Origin of the sequence: Klebsiella sp. K4, assembly GCF_014596785.2 — a bacterium.
In the GTDB taxonomy this organism is placed as follows: Bacteria; Pseudomonadota; Gammaproteobacteria; order Enterobacterales; family Enterobacteriaceae; genus Klebsiella; species Klebsiella pneumoniae.
In genome coordinates this window covers 2,030,447-2,049,958 of the sequence record NZ_CP115021.1, presented here as the reverse complement: position 1 = coordinate 2,049,958, position 19,512 = coordinate 2,030,447, and the positions used below count along the sequence as shown (strand labels likewise).

Here is a 19,512-nt window from a genome sequence, read left to right as displayed (position 1 = left end):
TCGCTGGCCCAGGCATTTCGCCTATAGCTGGCTGACCCCCAGCGCCGCGGCCTCATCCCGCCACGCCAGCAGCGGCGCATAGGCCTCCCGCGACATATCGCTATAGCCGCAGATCAGCAAGGCGTCGCACAGGGAACGATAGCGATCATCGCTTACCAGCTGCTGGAGCGCCTCGCGCAGGCTATTCAGCGTCGCCGCCGGGGTGGCGCCGGCGGTGATCAGCGGCAGCCCTGGCGCGGCCGGGCTCCAGCCGATCGCCACCAGGCCAGCCAGAGCCTGCGGCTGATGGCGCTGCAGCAGCGCGTAGGTCACGCAGTCGATGGCGGCGATATCGGCGTTTTCCTGCTGCAGCTCACGCAGCGACTGCCGATGGCTGCCGCTGAACATCACCGCTGAAAAAAAACGCCCCTCCCGGGAGAGCGGCGCGACCATTTTACGCAGTACGTTGTAGCCGGACTGCGAGTGCTCGGCATTGCACACCGCCCGACGGCCAAAAAAGTCCCCCAGCATCCGGTGACTATCCGCTTCGCGGACCACCAGCAGGCTGCGATAGCGGCGCCCTTCGCAACCGGGCGCAGCGTAGTGGAAGCAGCCCACCGTCTGCACCTCCGGCAATTGGGTCACCAGCGGGTAGCCACAGGTCTGGCTCAGCAACAGCGTCGGCTGGCGCCAGTGAGCCAGCAGATCCCCGGGGTCAGCCGCCGGAGGGTCCCCCGCCACCATCACGCCGCGTTCGTCCAGCAGCGACTGCACCGCCTGCCACAGGGCCTGGGTCTGTTGACGGTGGATGGCATACATCGGAAAGGTCATGCGTTCAGCCATGTTCTCCTCCCGCCTGCGCCTGCTCGCCAAAGCCCGGATGGGCGTTCACCGCCACCGCCCGGCGGCTAAAATGGCGTCGCCACTCGCCGTACCCGCGCACCAGGAACCCCTGATTACGCTGCAGATACGCCGCCTGGCGATGCAGATACAGTTGACGCAAAGCGTACCAGGGGACCCCTGGCAGATCATGATGCACCGCATGGTAGTTGAGATTGAGGAACAGCACCCGCCAGGGGAGCCCGGCCTCGTTGATCACCGAGCGGGCCAGCGGGTCATCCGCGGCGCGGTGTTCGAGAAAAGAGCGTACTTTGGTCAGGGCCAGCGCCGGGTAGCTCACCGCCAGCACAAACCACAGCGGAGAAAAACCCTGCGCCGCCATCCAGGTCAGCAGGCCCGTCAGCAGCAACAGATGCAGACTCCACATGGCGATAGCGCGGCGGTCGCCCTCGCGGAAAGCCCACAGCGCGCTGTTCAGGGTGTGAATAATATCCATCATCGGCGCCAGCAGCAGACGCCCCCAGAAGGTGTTGCGCAGGTGGATAAGGCGGCGCTGCCAGGCTGAGAAGCGCTGCCAGCTTTCCGCCGTTACGTAGTACGATTCGGGGTCATCCTCAGGGTGCGTCAGCAGATGGTTGCGATGGTGCGCCAGGTGGCTGTCGCGGTAGACGCCATAGGGATACCAGACCGCCAGCGGCAGCGTCCCCAACAGCTGGTTAAACCATGCCAGCCGGGTGGGATGCCCATGGATCAGCTCATGCTGTAAGGACATATACCAGGCGGTAAACCAGATCAACAGCAGCGTGGCCGGAAACAGTCCCAGCGTCCGCCAGCCCGCCACGCAGGCAAACCAGCCGCCGTAAACCGTCACAATCAGCAGCCAGGTCGGCAGCTCGCTGCGCCACAGCCAGCCGCGCGCCAGCTGGCGGATCAGGATGCGCTGTTGGTCATCCACATAGACAGCCGTCTTCTTTTCCGTCACTTCCGATACCTTGCCGTGTTGCCACATTCCCACCGAAGATGTGAGATAACACGTTAAATAACAAAGTATTTAATTGACTTAGCTTTGCCAAAAAGCGCGTTTGTTTTCAGCAGGGCAAAGAGAATACCGTCCATGGCGCAACAGGTTGGCGGTGTTTAAACAGGTCCATCGCCCGGCGGCGCTGCGCTTGCCGGGCCTACGGGATAACCCCTCCCCGGGCCATCCAGGCCGGTGCAGGCGCAGCGCCGCCGGACAAGGACAGCGGCGCCGCTTTTGTGCCGGGCGGCGGCGACGCCTTGCCCGGCCTACAATCCGTGCGGCCTGTCGTTAATTTATTTACCGCTGTTGCTGAAATTTTACCGCCAGGTCGAGGATACTAAAGGACTCCAGCGCCTTACCCGCCTTCGCGCCGACGATACCGGCGGAGCGTCACAGCGACTACTCATCTTCCCGCTCCGCTGGCGTCCAGGTCGGCAGAGTCTGGAAGGTGTGCAACAGCCCTTCGGACCACGCCTTGCGAATGCGGTTGAAGTAGGGATCGCTGTCGGTGATGCGATGCTGCCCGGCACTGCTGAAGCTGCCGCTGCGGTAGAGCAGCGTATCCAGCGGCAGGCCGACGGACAGATTACTGCGCAGCGTCGAATCAATGGAGATCAACGCGCAGCACATCGCCTGCTCCAGCGGCGTGTCGATGGTCAGCACCCGATCGATGATCGGTTTGCCGTATTTGCTTTCGCCAATCTGGAAATAAGGCGTGTCGCGGGTGGCTTCAATAAAGTTGCCCTCCGGATAAATATGGAACAGACGATGGGTTTCGCCGGCGATCTGGCCGCCAAGCAGCAGGTTGCAGTTGAAGTTGGTGTTACTGCAGGTCTGCTGGTTGCTGCTGTCGCGCTGGATCACCTCCAGCAGCGTTTTACCGATCAGCATCGCGGCGTCGTAGAGGGAAGTGACCTGCATCAGATTCGGCTCCTGCTGGGTACGGATGCGCGCGCTGAGCAGGCTTATCACGCTCTGGGTGGTGGCCAGATTGCCGGCGGATTGCAGCACCAGCACCCGTTCCCCCTCCTGATGGAAAACGTGCAGCTTTTTAAAAGTGGCAATATGGTCGACGCCCGCGTTGGTGCGGGAGTCGGAAGCAAACACCAGTCCATCCGCCAGGCACATGGCCACACAGTAGGTCATTGCGGTTATTCCCGTATTATTGCTGCTGCGCCTGCTGGCTGTGTTCGCGCACTTCAGCGTTAGTTAACATAATCTCCCCGCCGCCGCCCAGCCGGGTGCCCCGTACCGGGCAGGCGTCGAGATAATCCAGCCCGGTCGCCAGCCGTAAATGCTGATTCAGGCGACGGGTATTATTGGTGATATCAAACGACAGCCAGCGGCCGTCGAGCCAGACTTCCGCCCAGGCATGCATCGCCACATGCTGGGCGTTATCGCTGTAGACATAGCCGCTGACGTAGCGCGCCGGGATCTCCAGCGCGCGGCAGCAGGCGAGAAAAACATGGGTATGATCCTGGCACACCCCCTTCGCGCGGGCGAAGGCGTCGGCGGCGGAGTCCTGCACCTGGGTCGCGCCGGGGGAGTATGGCATTCTTAACAGCAGATCCGCCATCAGTTGATTCAGACTCTCTTCCGCCGCATCGGGACGATAGAGGCGCTGGGCAAACTCACGGATCGCCGTATCGGCGCGGGTTAGCGGCGTACAGCGCAGAAAAACCAGCGGCGACAGCAGCTCGGCCTCTTCATCACGCGTCTCCTCCCCTTCGTCGGCGATATCGACAATCCCGCTGGCGCGGATGGTGATCTCCTTGTGCGGGTTATCCAGCGTCAGCACATGCAGCACATTGCCCCAGCCGTCGGTAGTGGTCACCGCCGCGCCGTCCGGCAGGGTCAGCGTCCAGGCGGTGATCGTCTGCCGGGCGGTACTGCGCGGCGTCAGGCGCAGATACTGGGTGGAAAACTTCACTTCTTCATCGTAGCCATAGCGGGTGAGATGATCGATGACCAGTTTCATAAGGCCTCCAGGTAGGTTTGTCTGATGCTGTCGGACAGCGCGTTAATTCTCGCCAGCAGCCCGTTAAGGGTGGTCTGCAGGTCCGCCTGCGCCAGGTCGTCACGGGTGCTGAAGCGCAGGTCAACGTTGAGCTGATGGGCGAGGCGCAACGGTTGATAGGAGCGATCGTTGGCGATCTTCTCCAGCTCGCCCACCAGGTCGGCAATGCTGGCGCGCAGCGAACGCGGAATATCGTTGCGCAGGATCAGCAGCTCCATCACCGTTTCGCGACTGACCGGCTGGCGGTAGAGGCTGTTGTAAGCTTCGCGGGCGCTGACCGCATTGAGCAGGGTATCCAGCCGGTAGTATTCCCGCACCGGGTCCGGATCGTTGGTCAGCTGTTGATCCTTAATCAGCAGCAGCTGGGTGGTGGCGAAGGCGCGCTCAATCAGGGTGCCGATACCGATAAAGCTCAGCGCGTCGTTGCGCAGCAGCGTGCCGATCACTGCCCCGCGAAACAGATGCACCCGCTCTTTCACCCACTCAAAAAAGCCGTCGCTCCCCAGCTCGCCCAGCCCCTGCTGGCGGAGGGTCCGCAGTTCAATGCGGGTGGCATTGATGCTCTCCCACACTTCGGCCGACAGACTGCCGCGCACCGCGTGCGCGTTGTTCCACGCCATCTCCACGCAGCTGTAAATACTGCAGGGGTTGTTGCCATCAAGGGCAAAAAAGTTGAGCAGATTGCTCATGGTAAAGCGGGCATGGCGCGCCTGAAACAACTCGTGGGTCATCGACAAATTCAGCGGTAGCGCCAGATCCCGCGACTGCTGGCTGTGGCGGGGGATCATTGATAATTTCCAGGTCACGTCCAGCACCCGGGCGTAGCTCTCCGCCCGCTCGAGATAGCGGGCCATCCAGAACAGTTCACTCGCCGTACGACTTAGCATGATGCGTCATCCTCCATCACCCAGGTATCCTTGGTTCCGCCGCCCTGCGACGAGTTGACCACCAGCGACCCTTCGGTGAGGGCCACGCGGGTCAGGCCGCCGGGCACCAGCCGCATCTCCTGCCCGGACAGCACGTAGGGCCGTAAATCGATATGCCGCGGCGACAGCCCTTCATCAACGAAGGTGGGGCAGGTCGACAGCGCAAGGGTGTCCTGGGCGATATAGTTGGCCGGATTGGCCAGCAGGCGCTGGCGGAAGGCCTCCCGCTCCTCTTTAGTCGAACGCGGGCCGACCAGCATGCCGTAGCCCCCGGCGCCATGGACCTCCTTGACCACCATCAGCTCGAGATTGCTCAGCACGTAGCGCAGGTCCTCCGCTTTCCGGCACTGCCAGGTGGGGATATTGCTGAGGATCGGCTGTTCGCCGAGGTAAAAGCGGATCATCTCCGGGACGTACGGATAGATTGATTTGTCGTCAGCCACCCCGGTGCCGATGGCGTTGGTCAGCACTACGCCGCCGGCGCGATAGACGGACAGCAGCCCCGGGACGCCGAGCATCGAATCGGCGCGGAAGGCCAGCGGGTCGAGCCAGGCGTCGTCGATGCGGCGATAAATCACATCCACCCGCCGCGGCCCCTCGGTGGTGCGCATATACACCGCGCCGTTTTTAATAAACAGATCGGCGCTCTCCACCAGCTCGACCCCCATCTGCTGCGCCAGGAAGCTGTGCTCGAAGTAGGCGCTGTTGAAGCGACCCGGGGTCATCACCACGACGCAGGGATCATCCACCAGCGAGCTTTCGCGCAGGGTCTGCAGGAGGTAGCTCGGGTAGCGCTCCACCGGCGCAATGTGATGCTGCTCGAACATCTCCGGATAGAGACGCATCATCATCTTACGGTTTTCGAGCATGTAGGAGACGCCGGACGGCGTGCGCAGATTATCCTCCAGCACGTAGTACTGACCGTCGTTATTGCGCACCATATCGACGCCGGTGATATGGGCATAGGTATTGTTTGGCAGGTTGATGCCCTGCATGCACGGCTGATACTGCTCGTTGGCCAGCACCTGCTCGGCCGGGATCAGCCCCGCGCGCAGGATATTCTGCTCATGATAGATGTCATAGAGGAAGGCGTTCAGCGCTTTCACCCGCTGGCGTATGCCGCGGTCAATGCGCTGCCACTCCCCGGCGGGTATGATCCGCGGCACGCTGTCAAACGGGATCAGCCGCTCGGTCCCCTCATCCTCGCCGTACACGTTAAAGGTGATGCCGATACGGTGAAAAAGCAGTTCCGCTTGCGCTTTTTTCTGCCGGATAGAGAATTGATCGGTATTGCGAAACCATTGCCACCAGGCATTATAGTGCGGCCGCTGTTCACCCTGCGCGGTCAGCATCTCGTCATAATAATGCCCGTCAGGTAGCGTAATTTTAATCATGGCTATCCCCTCCGGTTGTACTCACTTTGTGGTAATCCCGCTAAGAGATAAGCATTAATTATGCCAGGTCCTCTGCCGCCGCGGCGTTGTGCAAATCGGTTCAGCCCCGCCGTCTGGTTGTGCAAAAAATCGCCAAAACAGCCGCCCGCGCCCGGCGGCGGCTGCACCGTCGTGAGGCAGGGCGACGTTTTTTGCGCCATCGTGGACGCCAGCGCCCTCAGCCAGGCGGCCCAGCCCGCGGCGGTCTCAGGAGACCTGGCAGGTAAATCCTCTGTTTTCGCGCAAAATGTTACCCCTGACACGCGCAGCGGCAGATATTCGTCTAAGGTTTTTGGATGGCCAAACGTCGTGGCCCGCAGTCGATAATGATAAGGAGAACTCCCCATGACGAGTACTGATGCACGTCGTCCCGCTGCTTTGCCCTGTTCCCTGCGCCTGGCGATCGGCGGCGCTCTGATCGCCCTGATGAGCCTGAACGCTCAGGCGGAAGACGGCAAAACCGCGCCGCCCCCCTCGCCGGATATTCTGCTGGGCCCGCTGTTCAATGATGTCCAGAGCGCGAAGCTGTTTGCCGATCAGAAAACCTTCGCCGACGCTATCCCTAACAGCGATCCGCTGATGATCCTTGCCGATTACCGGATGCAAAAAAACCAGGCCAGCTTCGACCTACGCCACTTCGTCGAACTGAACTTCACGCTGCCGAAAGAGAACGACACCTATGTGCCGCCCAAAGGGCAAACTCTGCGTCAACATATCGATGGCCTGTGGCCGGTCCTGACCCGCAGCACCGTCGAGGTGGAAAAATGGGACTCGCTGCTGCCGCTGCCTAAGCCCTACGTGGTGCCCGGAGGACGTTTCCGCGAAGTCTATTACTGGGACAGCTATTTCACCATGCTGGGTCTTGCCGAAAGCGGTCACTGGGATAAAGTCGAGGATATGGTCGCCAACTTCGCCGCGGAAATTGACGCCTGGGGCCATATCCCCAACGGCAACCGCACCTATTATCTCAGCCGTTCGCAGCCCCCCTTCTTCTCCTTTATGGTGAGCCTGCTGGCGACGCACGATGGCGACCAGGTGCTGAAAACCTACCAGCCGCAGCTGGAGAAAGAGTATCGCTACTGGATGGCCGGAGCGGACGCGCTGGCTCCCGGCAGCGCCGACAAACGGGCGGTGCGGATGGCGGACGGCGCGCTGCTCAACCGCTACTGGGACGATAACGACACCCCGCGTCCCGAGTCCTGGCTTGACGACGTCAAAACCGCCAAAAGCAACCCGAATCGTCCGGCAACCGAGATCTATCGCGACCTGCGCTCCGCCGCCGCCTCCGGCTGGGATTTCAGCTCCCGCTGGATGGACAATCCGCAGCAGCTCGCCACCATTCGCACCACCTCGATTGTCCCGGTCGATCTCAATGCCCTGATGTTCCATCTGGAGAAAACCCTCGCCCGCGCCAGCAAGGCATCCGGGGACAGCGCTGGCGCTACGCAGTACGATGCGCTGGCTAACGCCCGCCAGCAGGCCATCGAGAAATACCTGTGGAATGATAAAGAGGGATGGTACGCCGACTACGATCTGAAAAGCCACAAGGTGCGCAATCAGTTGACCGCGGCGGCGCTGTTCCCGCTGTACGTCAATGCCGCGTCACGCGAGCGGGCGACGAAAGTGGCCGCCGCCGCCGAGTCGCGCCTGCTTAAACCCGGCGGGCTGACCACCACCACCGTCAACAGCGGCCAGCAGTGGGACGCTCCCAACGGCTGGGCGCCGCTGCAGTGGGTGGCGGTCGAGGGGCTGCAAAACTATGGTCAGCAGAAGATCGCCATGGAGGTCACCTGGCGCTTCCTGACCAACGTGCAGCATACCTATGACAGTAAGCAAAAGCTGGTGGAGAAGTATGACGTGAGCTCGACCGGCACCGGCGGCGGCGGCGGGGAATATCCGCTGCAGGACGGCTTTGGCTGGACCAACGGCGTCACCCTGAAGATGTTGGATCTGATCTGCCCGCAGGAGAAACCCTGCGATGCGCTGCCCGCTACCCGTCCGGCGACAACCCCTTCACCGCAGGACAAACCTGTTGCGGCGCCCGCGGCTAACGACCCCGCCCCTGCGGAACCGCAAAAGACCGGCTCCTGACGCTTCGCCGCCCCCTACCAAAATCGGTAGGGGGAAGCGGTCTCTCTGGTCACTATCGTCCCGCGCAGACCCATTCTGCGGCTCGCGGGAAACACTTCCCCACCCCCTCGCGTTGAACAGGTCACCTTTTCGCTTGATCGCACAAATACAAACAATAATAATTCGCATTACTTTTTAACGAATAATGACAGATTCGTTTTTCACGCGGCGGCGTACAGGAGTACCAGACCGCGTTGGTTCAGGATGATCTTATGAACGTGGCTATTTCTCGAAAACGCCCGGGGCTGCTGTATGCCCTTGCGGTCACACTCCCCTTCACCGCGCAAGCCGAAGAGACGGTGGTGGTCACTGCCACCCCGCCGGCGTCCGCCAGCGCGCCGACGGAGGGCTACAGCGCCAGCACCTCGCTCGGGGCGACGAAAACCGACCAGCCGTTAATCACTACCGCCCAGTCGGTGTCGGTGGTCACCCGCCAGCAGATGGCGGATCAGGGGGCGAATACCATCAGCCAGGCGCTGGAATATACCCCGGGGGTCTACTCCAGCTTCGGCGGCGGCGCCACCCGGTTCGACGCCATCTCCCTGCGCGGCTACCACGGCGGCGACGTCGATAACCTGTTCCTCGACGGCATGCGCCTGATGAGCGACGGCGGCAGCCATAACGTACTGCAAATCGACCCGTGGTTTATCGAACGCGTGGATGTGATCCGCGGCCCCTCCTCCGCGCTCTACGGGCAGAGCGTGCCGGGCGGCGTGGTCAACCTGACTTCTAAACGTCCGCAGTTCAGCCAGCAGGGCCACATCCGCCTGACCGGCGGTACGCAAAATACCAAAGGCGCGGCCTTCGATTACACCGACGCCATCAATGACCAGTGGGCATGGCGGCTGATCGGGATGACCCGCAGCAGCGACACGCAGTATGACCATACCCGCGAAGAGCGCTACGCGATTTCGCCTTCCCTGCTGTGGCAGCCGGACAGCGACACCTCGCTGCTGCTGCGCGCCTATCTGCAAAAAGATCCTTCCGGCGGCTACCACGGCTCTTTGCCGCTGGACGGCACCCGCTACGCGCACAATGGCCGTAAGCTCTCCCCCAGCACCAACGAAGGCGATCCGGGAGATGGCTATCAGCGCCGCCAGCAGATCTACAGCTATGAGTTTGACCACCAGTTCACCGACGTCTGGTCGGTCTATTCCGCCGGGAGCTACACCCATACCAACGTCTCCCTCGATCAGGTCTATCAGGTCGGCTGGATAGATGACAGCGACATGCTGGCCCGCGGCTACAGCGGTTCGCGCGGTTCGCTGGACGGCTGGTCAACCGATAACCGCCTGCGCGCCGATTTCAATACAGGCGACCTGGCGCACACCCTGATCCTCGGCGCCGAATATCATCGCTTCCGTAACGACCTGTGGACCGGCGCCGGCGGCGCGGCGCCCCTTAACCCGTTTAGCGGCTATACCGCGCAGACTGGACATACCGTTACCTACAGCGACGACAATAATCGCCGCTATTACCAGACCGGGCTGTATCTGCAGGATGAGATGGTCTGGAACCGCTGGCATGTGGATGTTTCCGCCCGCTACGACCGCATCGTTTCCCAGCAGGTCAGCGATACCCAGGGGACCTCAAACCGCCGTTCAGACGACCATATCAGCGGCCGCGCCTCGCTGTTGTACGCCCTGGACAACGGTCTGTCGCCCTACCTGAGCTACAGCCAGGCGATCACTCCGGCGATGCTGCCGGGCGCGGACGGCAAACCGTTGAAACCGACCACCGCCGAACAGGTTGAAGCCGGCCTGAAGTTCCAGCCGCCGGGCAGCAGCGATCTCTATAGCATCGCGATTTACGACCTGACGCAAAAGGATGTCGCCACTCGCGACCCGAACATCGCCACCGCCACCTATATTCCGGCGGGTAAGGTCCATTCCCAGGGCGTTGAGCTGGAAGCGCACCACCAGATCACCCCGCAGCTGAGTACTATCGCCTCGTATACCTGGAATCGTCTGCGTTTCCAAGACACCAAAGACGGGACCGACAATAACACGCCGCAGCTGACCCCGGATCAGATGGCCTCCTTCTGGGCGCGCTATCAGTTCCCGGCGGGGATCTCTGTTGGCGCCGGCGTCCGCTACATCGGTAAACAGTGGGCGGATGATGCCAACACCGCGCGGCTGCCGTCGGTCACGCTGATGGACGCCATGATGCGGGCCGACCTCGGCGTCTGGTCGCCAACGCTGAAAGGCGCTTATGTGCAGGTTAACGCCAACAATATCGGCGACCGCGAGTATATTTCCGGCTGCTATGGCACCGGCAACTGTTACTGGGGAGCAGAGCGCAGCGTTATAGCCACCGTGGGCTACGATTTCTGAGGACGTGGCCTCCGGGAGACTACCGGAGGCCAAACGAGGGATTACATGGCGTCCAGCGCTTTCTGTAGTTTCCAGATATAGCGCGGCGCCTGCGGTGCCGGGTGTTTTTTCACCACATGCTCGAAGAACTCATCGGCGTCGAGATCGTTAATCTCCTCGATGGCGTCCTGGCGGTTCGAGGAGAAGGTACGCAGCAGCGCGCCAGCGCCGTTGGCATAGGAGACCACCACCGCATAGCGCATCACCTGCGGGTCTTTGATCCCCGCCAGCGGACCGTTCTCCAGAATGCTCAGATAGGCGGCCCCCATCGAGATATTACGTTCCGGGTTTTTCAGCTCACTGACCGACGGCTCGCCGCGCCACCCCATCCGCCGATAGACATCGCGTCCGGAGGTCGACGGCTTGAGCTGCATCAGCCCGACGGCGCCGGATTTACTCACCACCGCAGGATTACCACCCGACTCGATGGCGATGATCGCCGTGATCAGCTGCGGATCCACGCCCCAGGCGGCGCCGGCTTTTTCACTGATCGGCATCCACTGCATAGCCCGCTTCACCGGGACCTCGGGGTTCCACGGCGGGTTAGTGTAATCATGTTTCGAACTACAACCGGCCAGAAAAACGACTAAAATAAGCAACCATCTCAATTTCACACATCTATCCTTATCTACCCAAACGCCATCATGCTACAGAACGACGGCCGCGGTACGTCTCCCGCCTGCCGACAACCTGAAGGATGACGGGTGCGGACTGAAGTTAGCCACCTGGAGATGACAATCGCCATTCCAGGCGGCATCATAACCCTTTCATTCATAGCAAGGAATTATCATGTCTCAGTTTTATCTGGTCGCGCCATCCGGGTATTGCATCAACCAGCAGGCGGCAGCCCGCGGCGTCGAGCGTCTGCAGCAGGCCGGACACGAGGTGGCCCACCAGCAGGTCATTCCCCGCCGGCAGCAGCGTTTCGCCGGGACTGAACATGAACGGCTGGCCGATATTAACCAGCTGGCCCAGTTGCCCGGCCGCAACCGGATCGTCCTCGCCGTGCGCGGCGGCTACGGCGCCAGTCGCCTGCTGCCGCATATCGACTGGCAGGGACTGGTTGCCCGCCAGCAGCGCGACCCGCTGCTGATTTGCGGCCACAGCGATTTCACCGCTATCCAGTCGGGCCTGCTGGCCATGGGCAACGTCATCACCTTCAGCGGGCCAATGCTCGCCGGCAACTTCGGCGCGGAGACACTCGACCCGTTTACCGAGCACCATTTCTGGCAGGCGCTACGCCAGCCGGAATTCACCCTCGAATGGCCGGGCGAAGGGCCGAACTGCCGGGTGGAAGGCACCCTGTGGGGGGGAAATCTGGCGATGCTGACCTCGCTTATCGGCACGCCGTGGCTGCCGGCGATCCGCGACGGCATCCTGGTGGTGGAGGATATCAACGAGCACCCGTTCCGCGTCGAGCGCATGCTGCTTCAGCTGTTGCACAGCGGCGTGCTGGCGGCGCAGAAAGCGGTGATCTTCGGCAGCTTCACCGGCAGCGCGCCGAACGACTATGACGCGGGATACGATTTGCCGCAGGTCTTTGATTATCTGCGCCAGCAGCTCCCCCTGCCGCTGATTAGCGGACTGGAGTTTGGCCACGAGCAGCGCACGGTGACCCTGCCGCTGGGCGCCCGCGCGCGCCTGGTGAATCAGGCGACGGCCACCACCCTGACGATCGGCGGCCATCCGGTGCTGACAGAATAAATTTCCCGAACGCATAGGCGGATCCCCTGCGAATTGTTAAAATAGTGTCACTTTTAGCCATTTTTTCACGCCAGTCAGGGAGTACGTGAACATTGGACGCCGCTGCGGTCATTAGTCTGTTTATTCTGGGTTCTGTTTTAGTAACCTGCAGTATCTTATTGAGCTCCTTTTCTTCGCGCCTTGGCATCCCGATTCTGGTCATCTTTCTGGCCATCGGGATGCTGGCAGGCATTGACGGCATCGGCGGCATCCCCTTCGACAATTACCCCTTCGCCTATATGGTGAGTAACCTGGCGCTGGCGGTGATCCTGCTGGACGGCGGGATGCGCACCCAGGCCAGCTCCTTTCGCGTCGCGCTGTGGCCCGCGCTGTCGCTGGCGACGGTTGGGGTGCTGATCACCTCGGCGCTGACCGGGATGATGGCGGCCTGGTTGTTCAAGCTGGATCTGATCGAAGGCCTGCTGATCGGCGCCATTGTCGGCTCCACCGACGCCGCGGCGGTCTTCTCGCTGCTCGGCGGCAAGGGGCTCAACGAGCGCGTCGGCTCGACGCTGGAGATAGAGTCAGGCAGTAACGACCCGATGGCGGTCTTCCTGACCATCACCCTGATCGAAATGATCCAGCAGCACCAAACCGGCCTCAGCTGGATGTTCGCCGTGCATATCATTCAGCAGTTCGGCCTCGGGATCGCCATCGGCCTCGGCGGCGGCTACCTGCTGCTGCAGATGATTAACCGCATCGTGCTGCCTGCCGGCCTCTATCCGCTGCTGGCGCTGAGCGGCGGGATCATGATTTTTGCCGTCACCACCTCCCTCGACGGCAGCGGTATCCTCGCCGTCTATCTCTGCGGCTTTCTGCTGGGCAACCGGCCGATCCGCAACCGGCACGGCATCCTGCAGAACTTCGACGGCCTGGCGTGGCTGGCGCAGATCGCCATGTTCCTGGTGCTGGGCCTGCTGGTGACGCCCTCCGACCTGCTGCCGATCGCTATCCCGGCGCTGCTGCTGTCGATGTGGATGATATTCATTGCCCGGCCCCTGTCGGTGTTTGCCGGCCTGCTGCCGTTTCGCGGCTTTAACCTGCGCGAACGGGTGTTTATCAGCTGGGTTGGCCTGCGCGGCGCGGTGCCCATTATTCTCGCGGTGTTCCCGATGATGGCCGGCCTGGACAACGCCCGCCTGTTCTTCAATGTCGCCTTCTTCGTGGTGCTGGTATCGCTGCTGCTGCAGGGCACTTCGCTGTCGTGGGCGGCGAAAAAAGCCAAAGTGGTGGTGCCGCCCATCAGCTGGCCCATCTCCCGCGTCGGGCTGGATATTCACCCGGAAAACCCGTGGGAGCAGTTTGTCTACCAGCTGGGGGCCGATAAGTGGTGCATCGGCGCGGCGCTGCGCGACTTGCACATGCCACCGGAGACGCGGATTGCCGCGCTGTTTCGCAACAATGTCCTGCTGCACCCCACCGGCAGCACCCGCCTGCGGGAAGGCGATATCCTGTGCGTTATTGGTCGGGAGCACGACCTGCCGGCGCTGGGCAAAATGTTCAGCCAGTCGCCGCCGGTGGCGCTCGATCAGCGCTTTTTCGGCGACTTCATTCTTGATGCTGAGGCCCGCTTCGCCGATGTGGCGCAAATCTACGGTCTCGACGGCGGTGAGGAGTTCCGCGAGCATCAGCAGTCGCTCGGGGAAGTGGTGCAGCAGCTGTTGGGCGCCGCGCCGGTGGTGGGCGACCAGGTGGAGTTCGCCGGGATGGTGTGGACGGTAGCTGAAAAAGAGAACGATCACGTGCTGAAGGTTGGGGTGCGGGTCGCGGAAGACGAGGCGGAGTGATCCGCCCCGGAATAGGTTACAGGGTCACAACTGGCACCCGCGGCGCCAGGGCGCACATCAGCTCATAGCCGACGGTGCCGCTGCTGGCCGCCACGTCGTCGATTTTAATCTCTTTGCCCCACAGCTCGACCGGCGCGCCGATCCCGGCCTGCGGACAAGGCGTTAAATCGACCGCCAGCATATCCATCGATACGCGTCCAACGGTGGTGGTGCGTACGCCATCCACCAGCACCGGCGTGCCGCTCGGCGCCACCCGCGGATAGCCATCGGCATAGCCGCAGGCGACGATGCCGATCCGCTGCTCCTGGGTGGTGCGGTACAGGCCGCCATAGCCAATCGCCTCGCCGGGGCGCAGGTTCTGCACGCCGATGATTTCGCTGCGCAGCGTCATCACCGGCTTCAGCCCGGTGTTGGCGATGTCCTGCCACTGCCCGGAAGGCGACGCGCCATACAGCACGATGCCTGGACGAACCCAGTCAAAATGCGCTTCCGGATGCCAGAGGGTCGCCGCCGAGTTGGCCAGCGAGCGCGGGCAATCCAGCCCCTCCGCCGCCTGTTCGATACGGCGCATCGGCTCGACAATTCCCTGCGGGTTCTCCGCCTCCGCGAAGTGCGACATCAGCGTCATCTCGCCGACGTTGCTTATCGCCCGCAGCTGCTGCCAGACGGTGTGGACCCGCTCAGGCATAAAGCCCAACCGGTTCATGCCGCTGTTCACCTTGAGATAGATATCCAGCGGCGCGCGCAGCTTCGCCTGCTGCAGGGCCTTAATCTGCCAGTTGCTGTGGACGCTGGTGGTTAAACGATATTGATCCAGCACCGCCAGCTCATCGGCATGGAAGAAGCCCTCCAGCAGCAGGATCGGGCCTTTCCAGCCCTGCTCGCGCAGCAGGATCGCCTCTTCCAGGTTGAGCAAGGCGAAACCATCCGCCGCGCTTAACGCACTCCATACGCGCGCCACGCCGTGGCCGTAGGCGTTGGCCTTGACCACCGCCCACAGGCGCGACCCGGGGGCCGCGCGACGCACTATCTGTAAATTCTGCCGCAAGGCCAGCAGGTCGATGCTGGCCACTACCGGACGGGTCATGCAAGCTCCTTAGTTGTGTGCGCCGTGCAGGTGCTGCGGGCGCGCCGGGGTATAACCGGGGCTGTAGCGGGCAACCGCCAGATCGTCGTAAGGGATCGCCGGCGTGCGGCCGGAGATCAGATCGCTGATAAGCTGCCCGGAGCCGCAGGCCATGGTCCAGCCAAGCGTGCCGTGGCCGGTGTTGAGCCACAGATTTTTATACGCTGTGCGGCCGACCACCGGCGTGCCGTCCGGCGTCATCGGCCGCAGGCCCGTCCAGAACGTCGCCTGCTCCACGTGGCCGCCGCGCGGGAACAGATCGCGCACCACCATCTCCAGGGTTTCGCGACGCGGCTGCAGCAGCGCTTTGTTAAAACCGACGATCTCCGCCATGCCGCCGACCCGAATGCGCTGATCGAAGCGGGTGATGGCGATTTTGTAAGTCTCATCAAGGATAGTTGAAACCGGCGCGCCGTCCTCCTGAGCGATCGGAATAGTCAATGAGTAGCCTTTCAGCGGGTAGACCGGTATATCCACCAGCCCTTTAAGCATCGCCGTCGAGTAGGAGCCGAAGGCCATCACATAGGCGTCGCCCTTGATAATCTCATCGCCGCATTTCACCCCGGCAATGCGATCGCCCTCGTGCAGCAGCGCATCCACTGCGGTGTTGAAGCGGAAGGTCACGCCGGCCTGTTCCGCCATCGCCGCCAGACGGGTGGTAAACAGCTGGCAGTCGCCGGTTTCATCATTTGGCAGGCGCAGGCCGCCGGTCAGTTTGTGGCTGACCTCCGCCAGCGCCGGCTCCACCTCCGCCAACCGCTTCGCTTCCAGCAGCTGATACGGCACGCCGGCGTCCTCCAGCACCGCGATGTCGCGGGTGGCATTTTCATACTGTTTGGCGGTACGGAACAGCTGCAGCGTCCCGCCCTGGCGCCCTTCATACTGAATGCCGGTGGTGTCGCGCAGCGCCTTCAGGCAGTCGCGGCTGTACTCCGCCAGGCGCACCATACGGCCTTTGTTCTCCATATAGTGGCGGGTGTCGCAGTTGCGCAGCATCTGCCACATCCACTTCAACTGGAACGAGGTGCCGTCAAGACCGATCGCCAGCGGCGCATGGCGCTGAAACATCCATTTGATCGCCTTCAGCGGCACCCCCGGCGCCGCCCAGGGCGCCGCATAGCCGGGAGAAATCTGCCCGGCGTTGGCCGCGCTGGTCTCCTCTGCCGGACCGGGCTGACGGTCGATGACCGTCACGTCATGACCCGCCTGACTCAAATACCACGCGCTGGCTACCCCAACCACCCCACTTCCCAGTATGACGACACGCATAGCGACTCCGTAACAGTTAAAGAACAATCATCTAATTACAAATTGATAACTCAGTTGAAAATATTATTCAACATACGCTTTATTTATGGTGACTTAACTCACAGCAAACCGCACCAGCCCTGCGCTGTGAGATTTACGATCTCATGCTGCGCTTTATTTTTACCCAGCATTAAATTCTGCAAACAAGGAAAAAAAACGGCTTTGAGATGGGGAAATCGCGAAGAAAAGCGATTGGCGTACAGCACAGTTTGCTGCACCGTGTTCTATGCTTGTTTAGAGGTTTTCCGTTCAGAGAAAACCAACAACAACGAGGGCGCGCTAATGGCTACGATTGACTCCATGAACAGGGACACCACCCGTTTAAGCGATGGACCCGACTGGACGTTCGAGTTACTGGAAACCTACCTGGCCGAAGTGGACCGGGTCGCCAAGCTCTATCGTCTTGACACCTACCCGCACCAGATCGAAGTCATTACTTCCGAGCAGATGATGGACGCCTACTCCAGCGTCGGCATGCCCATCAACTATCCGCACTGGTCGTTTGGCAAAAAATTTATTGAGACCGAGCAGGCCTATAAGCACGGTCAGCAGGGTCTGGCGTATGAGATAGTCATCAACTCCAACCCCTGTATCGCCTACCTGATGGAGGAAAACACCATCACCATGCAGGCGCTGGTGATGGCCCATGCCTGCTACGGGCATAACTCGTTTTTTAAAAATAACTATCTGTTTCGCAGCTGGACCGACGCCAGCTCGATCATCGACTATCTGATCTTTGCCCGTAAGTACATCACCGAGTGCGAAGAGCGCTATGGCGTCGACGAAGTAGAGAAACTGCTCGACTCCTGCCACGCGCTGATGAACTACGGCGTCGACCGCTATAAACGTCCGCAAAAAATCTCTCTGCAGGAGGAGAAAGCGCGGCAGAAAAGCCGGGAAGAGTATCTGCAAAGCCAGGTGAATATGCTGTGGCGCACCCTGCCGAAGCGCGAAGAGGAAAAAGCGATTGAATCCGCTCGTCGCTACCCTTCCGAACCGCAGGAGAACCTGCTGTACTTTATGGAGAAGAACGCCCCGCTGCTCGAACCGTGGCAGCGCGAGATCCTGCGCATCGTGCGTAAAGTCAGCCAGTATTTCTACCCGCAGAAACAGACCCAGGTGATGAACGAGGGGTGGGCCACCTTCTGGCACTACACCATCCTCAACCATCTCTACGATGAAGGGAAAGTGACTGAGCGCTTTATGCTGGAGTTTCTCCACAGCCATACCAACGTGGTGTTCCAGCCGCCGTACAACAGTCCGTGGTACAGCGGGATTAACCCCTACGCGCTGGGCTTCGCCATGTTCCAGGACATCAAGCGCATCTGTCAGTCGCCCACGGAAGAGGATAAGTACTGGTTCCCCGATATCGCCGGTTCTGACTGGCTGGAAACGCTGCATTTCGCCATGCGCGACTTTAAGGATGAAAGCTTTATCAGTCAGTTCCTGTCGCCGAAGATCATGCGCGATTTCCGCTTCTTTACCGTGCTCGACGACGATCACAACAATTACCTGGAGATCTCGGCGATTCACAACGAAGAGGGCTATCGCGAGATCCGCAATAAGCTCTCCGCGCAGTATAACCTCAGCAATCTTGAGCCGAACATCCAGGTGTGGAACGTTGACCTGCGCGGCGACCGATCGCTGACCTTGCGCTATGTGCCGCACAACCGCGTCCCGCTGGACAAAGGCCGGCGCGAAGTGCTGAAGCATGTGCATCGTCTGTGGGGGTTCGATGTGCTGCTGGAGCAGCAGAACGCCGACGGCAGCATTGAGCTGTTGGACCGCTGCCCGGCGCGGCCGAACGCACTATAGCATTGCGGGGCGAGTAAAATAACAAAGGGGGCCATTGGCCCCCTTGTTCTGTATATCGATCGCGAAAAGCCCGCTTAACGCATATTCATGGCTAAATCACCGGGCAGCGATTTCTGCATCCGGTGCCAGATCTCGCCGCTGTCATGGCCGTAGCGACGAACCAGCTCGTAAACCTGGTCATGCAGGCCAGCCTCACACACTTTCGCCAGCTGATGATAGAAACCGAGCGCCAGGCTGCGCGCTTCCGGGCTGGAGAAATAGTGGCGGCCGATGCGGGTATACAACCCCTTCATGCCGTTGAGGATCAGACCGTAGATCGGGTTGCCGGAGGCAAACGCCAGACCACGGAAAATATTATAATCAAGCTCGGCGAAGGCGTCGGCGTGATCCTCCACCTCCCGGGCGCTGTCCAGGACCGCCAGCGCTTTATCCGGATGCTGGCGAAACGCGGTGCGGATAAAAATCGTGGAAATGTTGGTGCGCACGGAGAGCAGATTATCAATCAACTGCGGTACGCTGTCGTGATCGAGGCGCGCCAGCGTTTCGAGGATATTCAGGCCTGAGGTTTCCCAAAAGTTATTCACTTTAGTGGGCTTACCATGCTGAATGGTCAGCCAGCCGTCACGGGCCAGACGCTGCAATACTTCGCGCAGGGTTGTGCGGGTGACACCGATCAGCTCAGAAAGCTCGCGTTCAGCGGGGAGAATCGATCCGGGAGGGAAGCGGTTATTCCAGATACTCTCAATGATGTACTCTTCCGCGAAACCCGCAGGGCTCTGCGCCTTAATGACCATAGTAAGATTTCCATTACACAGCGTTACAATTGCACTCATCATACCAGAGCCGCTATAGCGCAGATAGCATGGCAAGTGAATTAAAAAGGGATCGCCGTTTCATTTTCCGCTTTTACTTTGCGCTTTTCCTTATCTTCACAAACCGCCAGCGCGGCGCGAAGAAAGTTGCTTCTCATTTTGCTCAACTGGTACTCTTGCCAATCGTTATGCACAAAACCATG

General features: G+C 61.0%; 17 protein-coding genes and 1 pseudogene. 5 read left to right on the top strand and 13 right to left on the bottom strand.

Annotation, left to right across the window (positions count from 1 at the left end; translation table 11 throughout):
- Nucleotides 1–21 precede the first annotated feature (21 nt).
- From IB144_RS10150 to IB144_RS10120, 7 genes and pseudogenes are all read right to left on the bottom strand, one after another.
- Nucleotides 22–822 carry a PhnD/SsuA/transferrin family substrate-binding protein gene (locus tag IB144_RS10150; protein WP_004189318.1) on the bottom strand — a complete coding sequence of 267 codons (801 nt, stop codon included), beginning with the start codon at nt 820–822 and terminating at the stop codon, nt 22–24.
- Nucleotides 815–1,801: a fatty acid desaturase gene (locus IB144_RS10145; protein WP_026008344.1), complete on the bottom strand. Its 987-nt coding sequence runs from the start codon at nt 1,799–1,801 to the stop codon at nt 815–817. Before IB144_RS10145 ends, IB144_RS10150 begins: the two co-directional genes overlap by 8 nt.
- A gap of 438 nt (nt 1,802–2,239) precedes the next feature.
- Nucleotides 2,240–2,986 (bottom strand): proteasome-type protease, encoded by a 747-nt coding sequence (locus tag IB144_RS10140; protein ID WP_019705163.1) that lies wholly within the window; start codon nt 2,984–2,986, stop codon nt 2,240–2,242.
- Between the two features lie 16 nt (nt 2,987–3,002).
- A complete protein-coding gene (locus IB144_RS10135) occupies nt 3,003–3,818 on the bottom strand; it encodes a transglutaminase family protein (RefSeq protein ID WP_002910832.1) in 816 nt (271 codons plus the stop codon).
- The gene (locus tag IB144_RS10130; RefSeq protein ID WP_002910835.1) at nt 3,815–4,744 is read right to left on the bottom strand and encodes an alpha-E domain-containing protein; all 930 of its coding nucleotides are present in this window, start codon (nt 4,742–4,744) and stop codon (nt 3,815–3,817) included. Before IB144_RS10130 ends, IB144_RS10135 begins: the two co-directional genes overlap by 4 nt.
- Nucleotides 4,738–6,177: a circularly permuted type 2 ATP-grasp protein gene (locus IB144_RS10125; RefSeq protein ID WP_065888593.1), complete on the bottom strand. Its 1,440-nt coding sequence runs from the start codon at nt 6,175–6,177 to the stop codon at nt 4,738–4,740. Before IB144_RS10125 ends, IB144_RS10130 begins: the two co-directional genes overlap by 7 nt.
- A gap of 71 nt (nt 6,178–6,248) precedes the next feature.
- Nucleotides 6,249–6,377: pseudogene (locus IB144_RS10120) on the bottom strand (biopolymer transporter TonB); the annotation flags it as partial.
- A 184-nt stretch (nt 6,378–6,561) separates the two neighbouring features.
- Between IB144_RS10120 and IB144_RS10115 the strand changes: the two are divergent.
- Together IB144_RS10115 and IB144_RS10110 are read left to right on the top strand one after the other, a co-directional pair.
- Nucleotides 6,562–8,307, top strand: coding sequence for an alpha,alpha-trehalase (locus IB144_RS10115; protein ID WP_004211063.1), 1,746 nt, complete (start codon nt 6,562–6,564; stop codon nt 8,305–8,307).
- 251 nt (nt 8,308–8,558) lie between these two features.
- Entirely contained in the window at nt 8,559–10,679 is a 2,121-nt protein-coding gene (locus IB144_RS10110; protein WP_004175467.1) for a TonB-dependent siderophore receptor, read from the top strand.
- A gap of 41 nt (nt 10,680–10,720) precedes the next feature.
- On the opposite strand, the gene emtA is transcribed toward IB144_RS10110, so the two are convergent.
- Nucleotides 10,721–11,332 carry a membrane-bound lytic murein transglycosylase EmtA gene (gene emtA, locus IB144_RS10105; protein ID WP_002910846.1) on the bottom strand — a complete coding sequence of 204 codons (612 nt, stop codon included), beginning with the start codon at nt 11,330–11,332 and terminating at the stop codon, nt 10,721–10,723.
- A gap of 175 nt (nt 11,333–11,507) precedes the next feature.
- On the opposite strand from emtA, the gene ldcA reads away from it, so the two are divergent.
- Both ldcA and IB144_RS10095 read left to right on the top strand, forming a co-directional pair.
- Nucleotides 11,508–12,422 (top strand): muramoyltetrapeptide carboxypeptidase, encoded by a 915-nt coding sequence (gene ldcA / locus IB144_RS10100; RefSeq protein ID WP_004175466.1) that lies wholly within the window; start codon nt 11,508–11,510, stop codon nt 12,420–12,422.
- Between the two features lie 92 nt (nt 12,423–12,514).
- A complete protein-coding gene (locus IB144_RS10095; protein WP_002910885.1) occupies nt 12,515–14,248 on the top strand; it encodes a potassium/proton antiporter in 1,734 nt (577 codons plus the stop codon).
- Nucleotides 14,249–14,264: 16 nt separating this feature from the next.
- On the opposite strand, the gene dadX is transcribed toward IB144_RS10095, so the two are convergent.
- The 3 genes from dadX to IB144_RS10080 form a co-directional block, all read right to left on the bottom strand.
- Nucleotides 14,265–15,335 (bottom strand): catabolic alanine racemase DadX, encoded by a 1,071-nt coding sequence (dadX, locus tag IB144_RS10090; RefSeq protein ID WP_002910887.1) that lies wholly within the window; start codon nt 15,333–15,335, stop codon nt 14,265–14,267.
- 9 nt (nt 15,336–15,344) lie between these two features.
- Nucleotides 15,345–16,643, bottom strand: a complete 1,299-nt coding sequence (locus tag IB144_RS10085) for a D-amino acid dehydrogenase (protein WP_149358892.1) — start codon at nt 16,641–16,643, stop codon at nt 15,345–15,347.
- Between the two features lie 98 nt (nt 16,644–16,741).
- Nucleotides 16,742–16,888, bottom strand: coding sequence for a hypothetical protein (locus IB144_RS10080; protein WP_065888623.1), 147 nt, complete (start codon nt 16,886–16,888; stop codon nt 16,742–16,744).
- Nucleotides 16,889–16,964: 76 nt separating this feature from the next.
- Between IB144_RS10080 and IB144_RS10075 the strand changes: the two genes are divergently transcribed.
- Nucleotides 16,965–18,497 (top strand): SpoVR family protein, encoded by a 1,533-nt coding sequence (locus tag IB144_RS10075; RefSeq protein ID WP_002910889.1) that lies wholly within the window; start codon nt 16,965–16,967, stop codon nt 18,495–18,497.
- 74 nt (nt 18,498–18,571) lie between these two features.
- On the opposite strand, the gene fadR is transcribed toward IB144_RS10075, so the two are convergent.
- Both fadR and IB144_RS10065 read right to left on the bottom strand, forming a co-directional pair.
- A complete protein-coding gene (gene fadR / locus IB144_RS10070; protein ID WP_002910890.1) occupies nt 18,572–19,291 on the bottom strand; it encodes a fatty acid metabolism transcriptional regulator FadR in 720 nt (239 codons plus the stop codon).
- Between the two features lie 80 nt (nt 19,292–19,371).
- Complete coding sequence (locus tag IB144_RS10065) at nt 19,372–19,503, bottom strand: hypothetical protein (protein WP_004163532.1); 132 nt, start codon at nt 19,501–19,503, stop codon at nt 19,372–19,374.
- Nucleotides 19,504–19,512 lie beyond the last annotated feature (9 nt).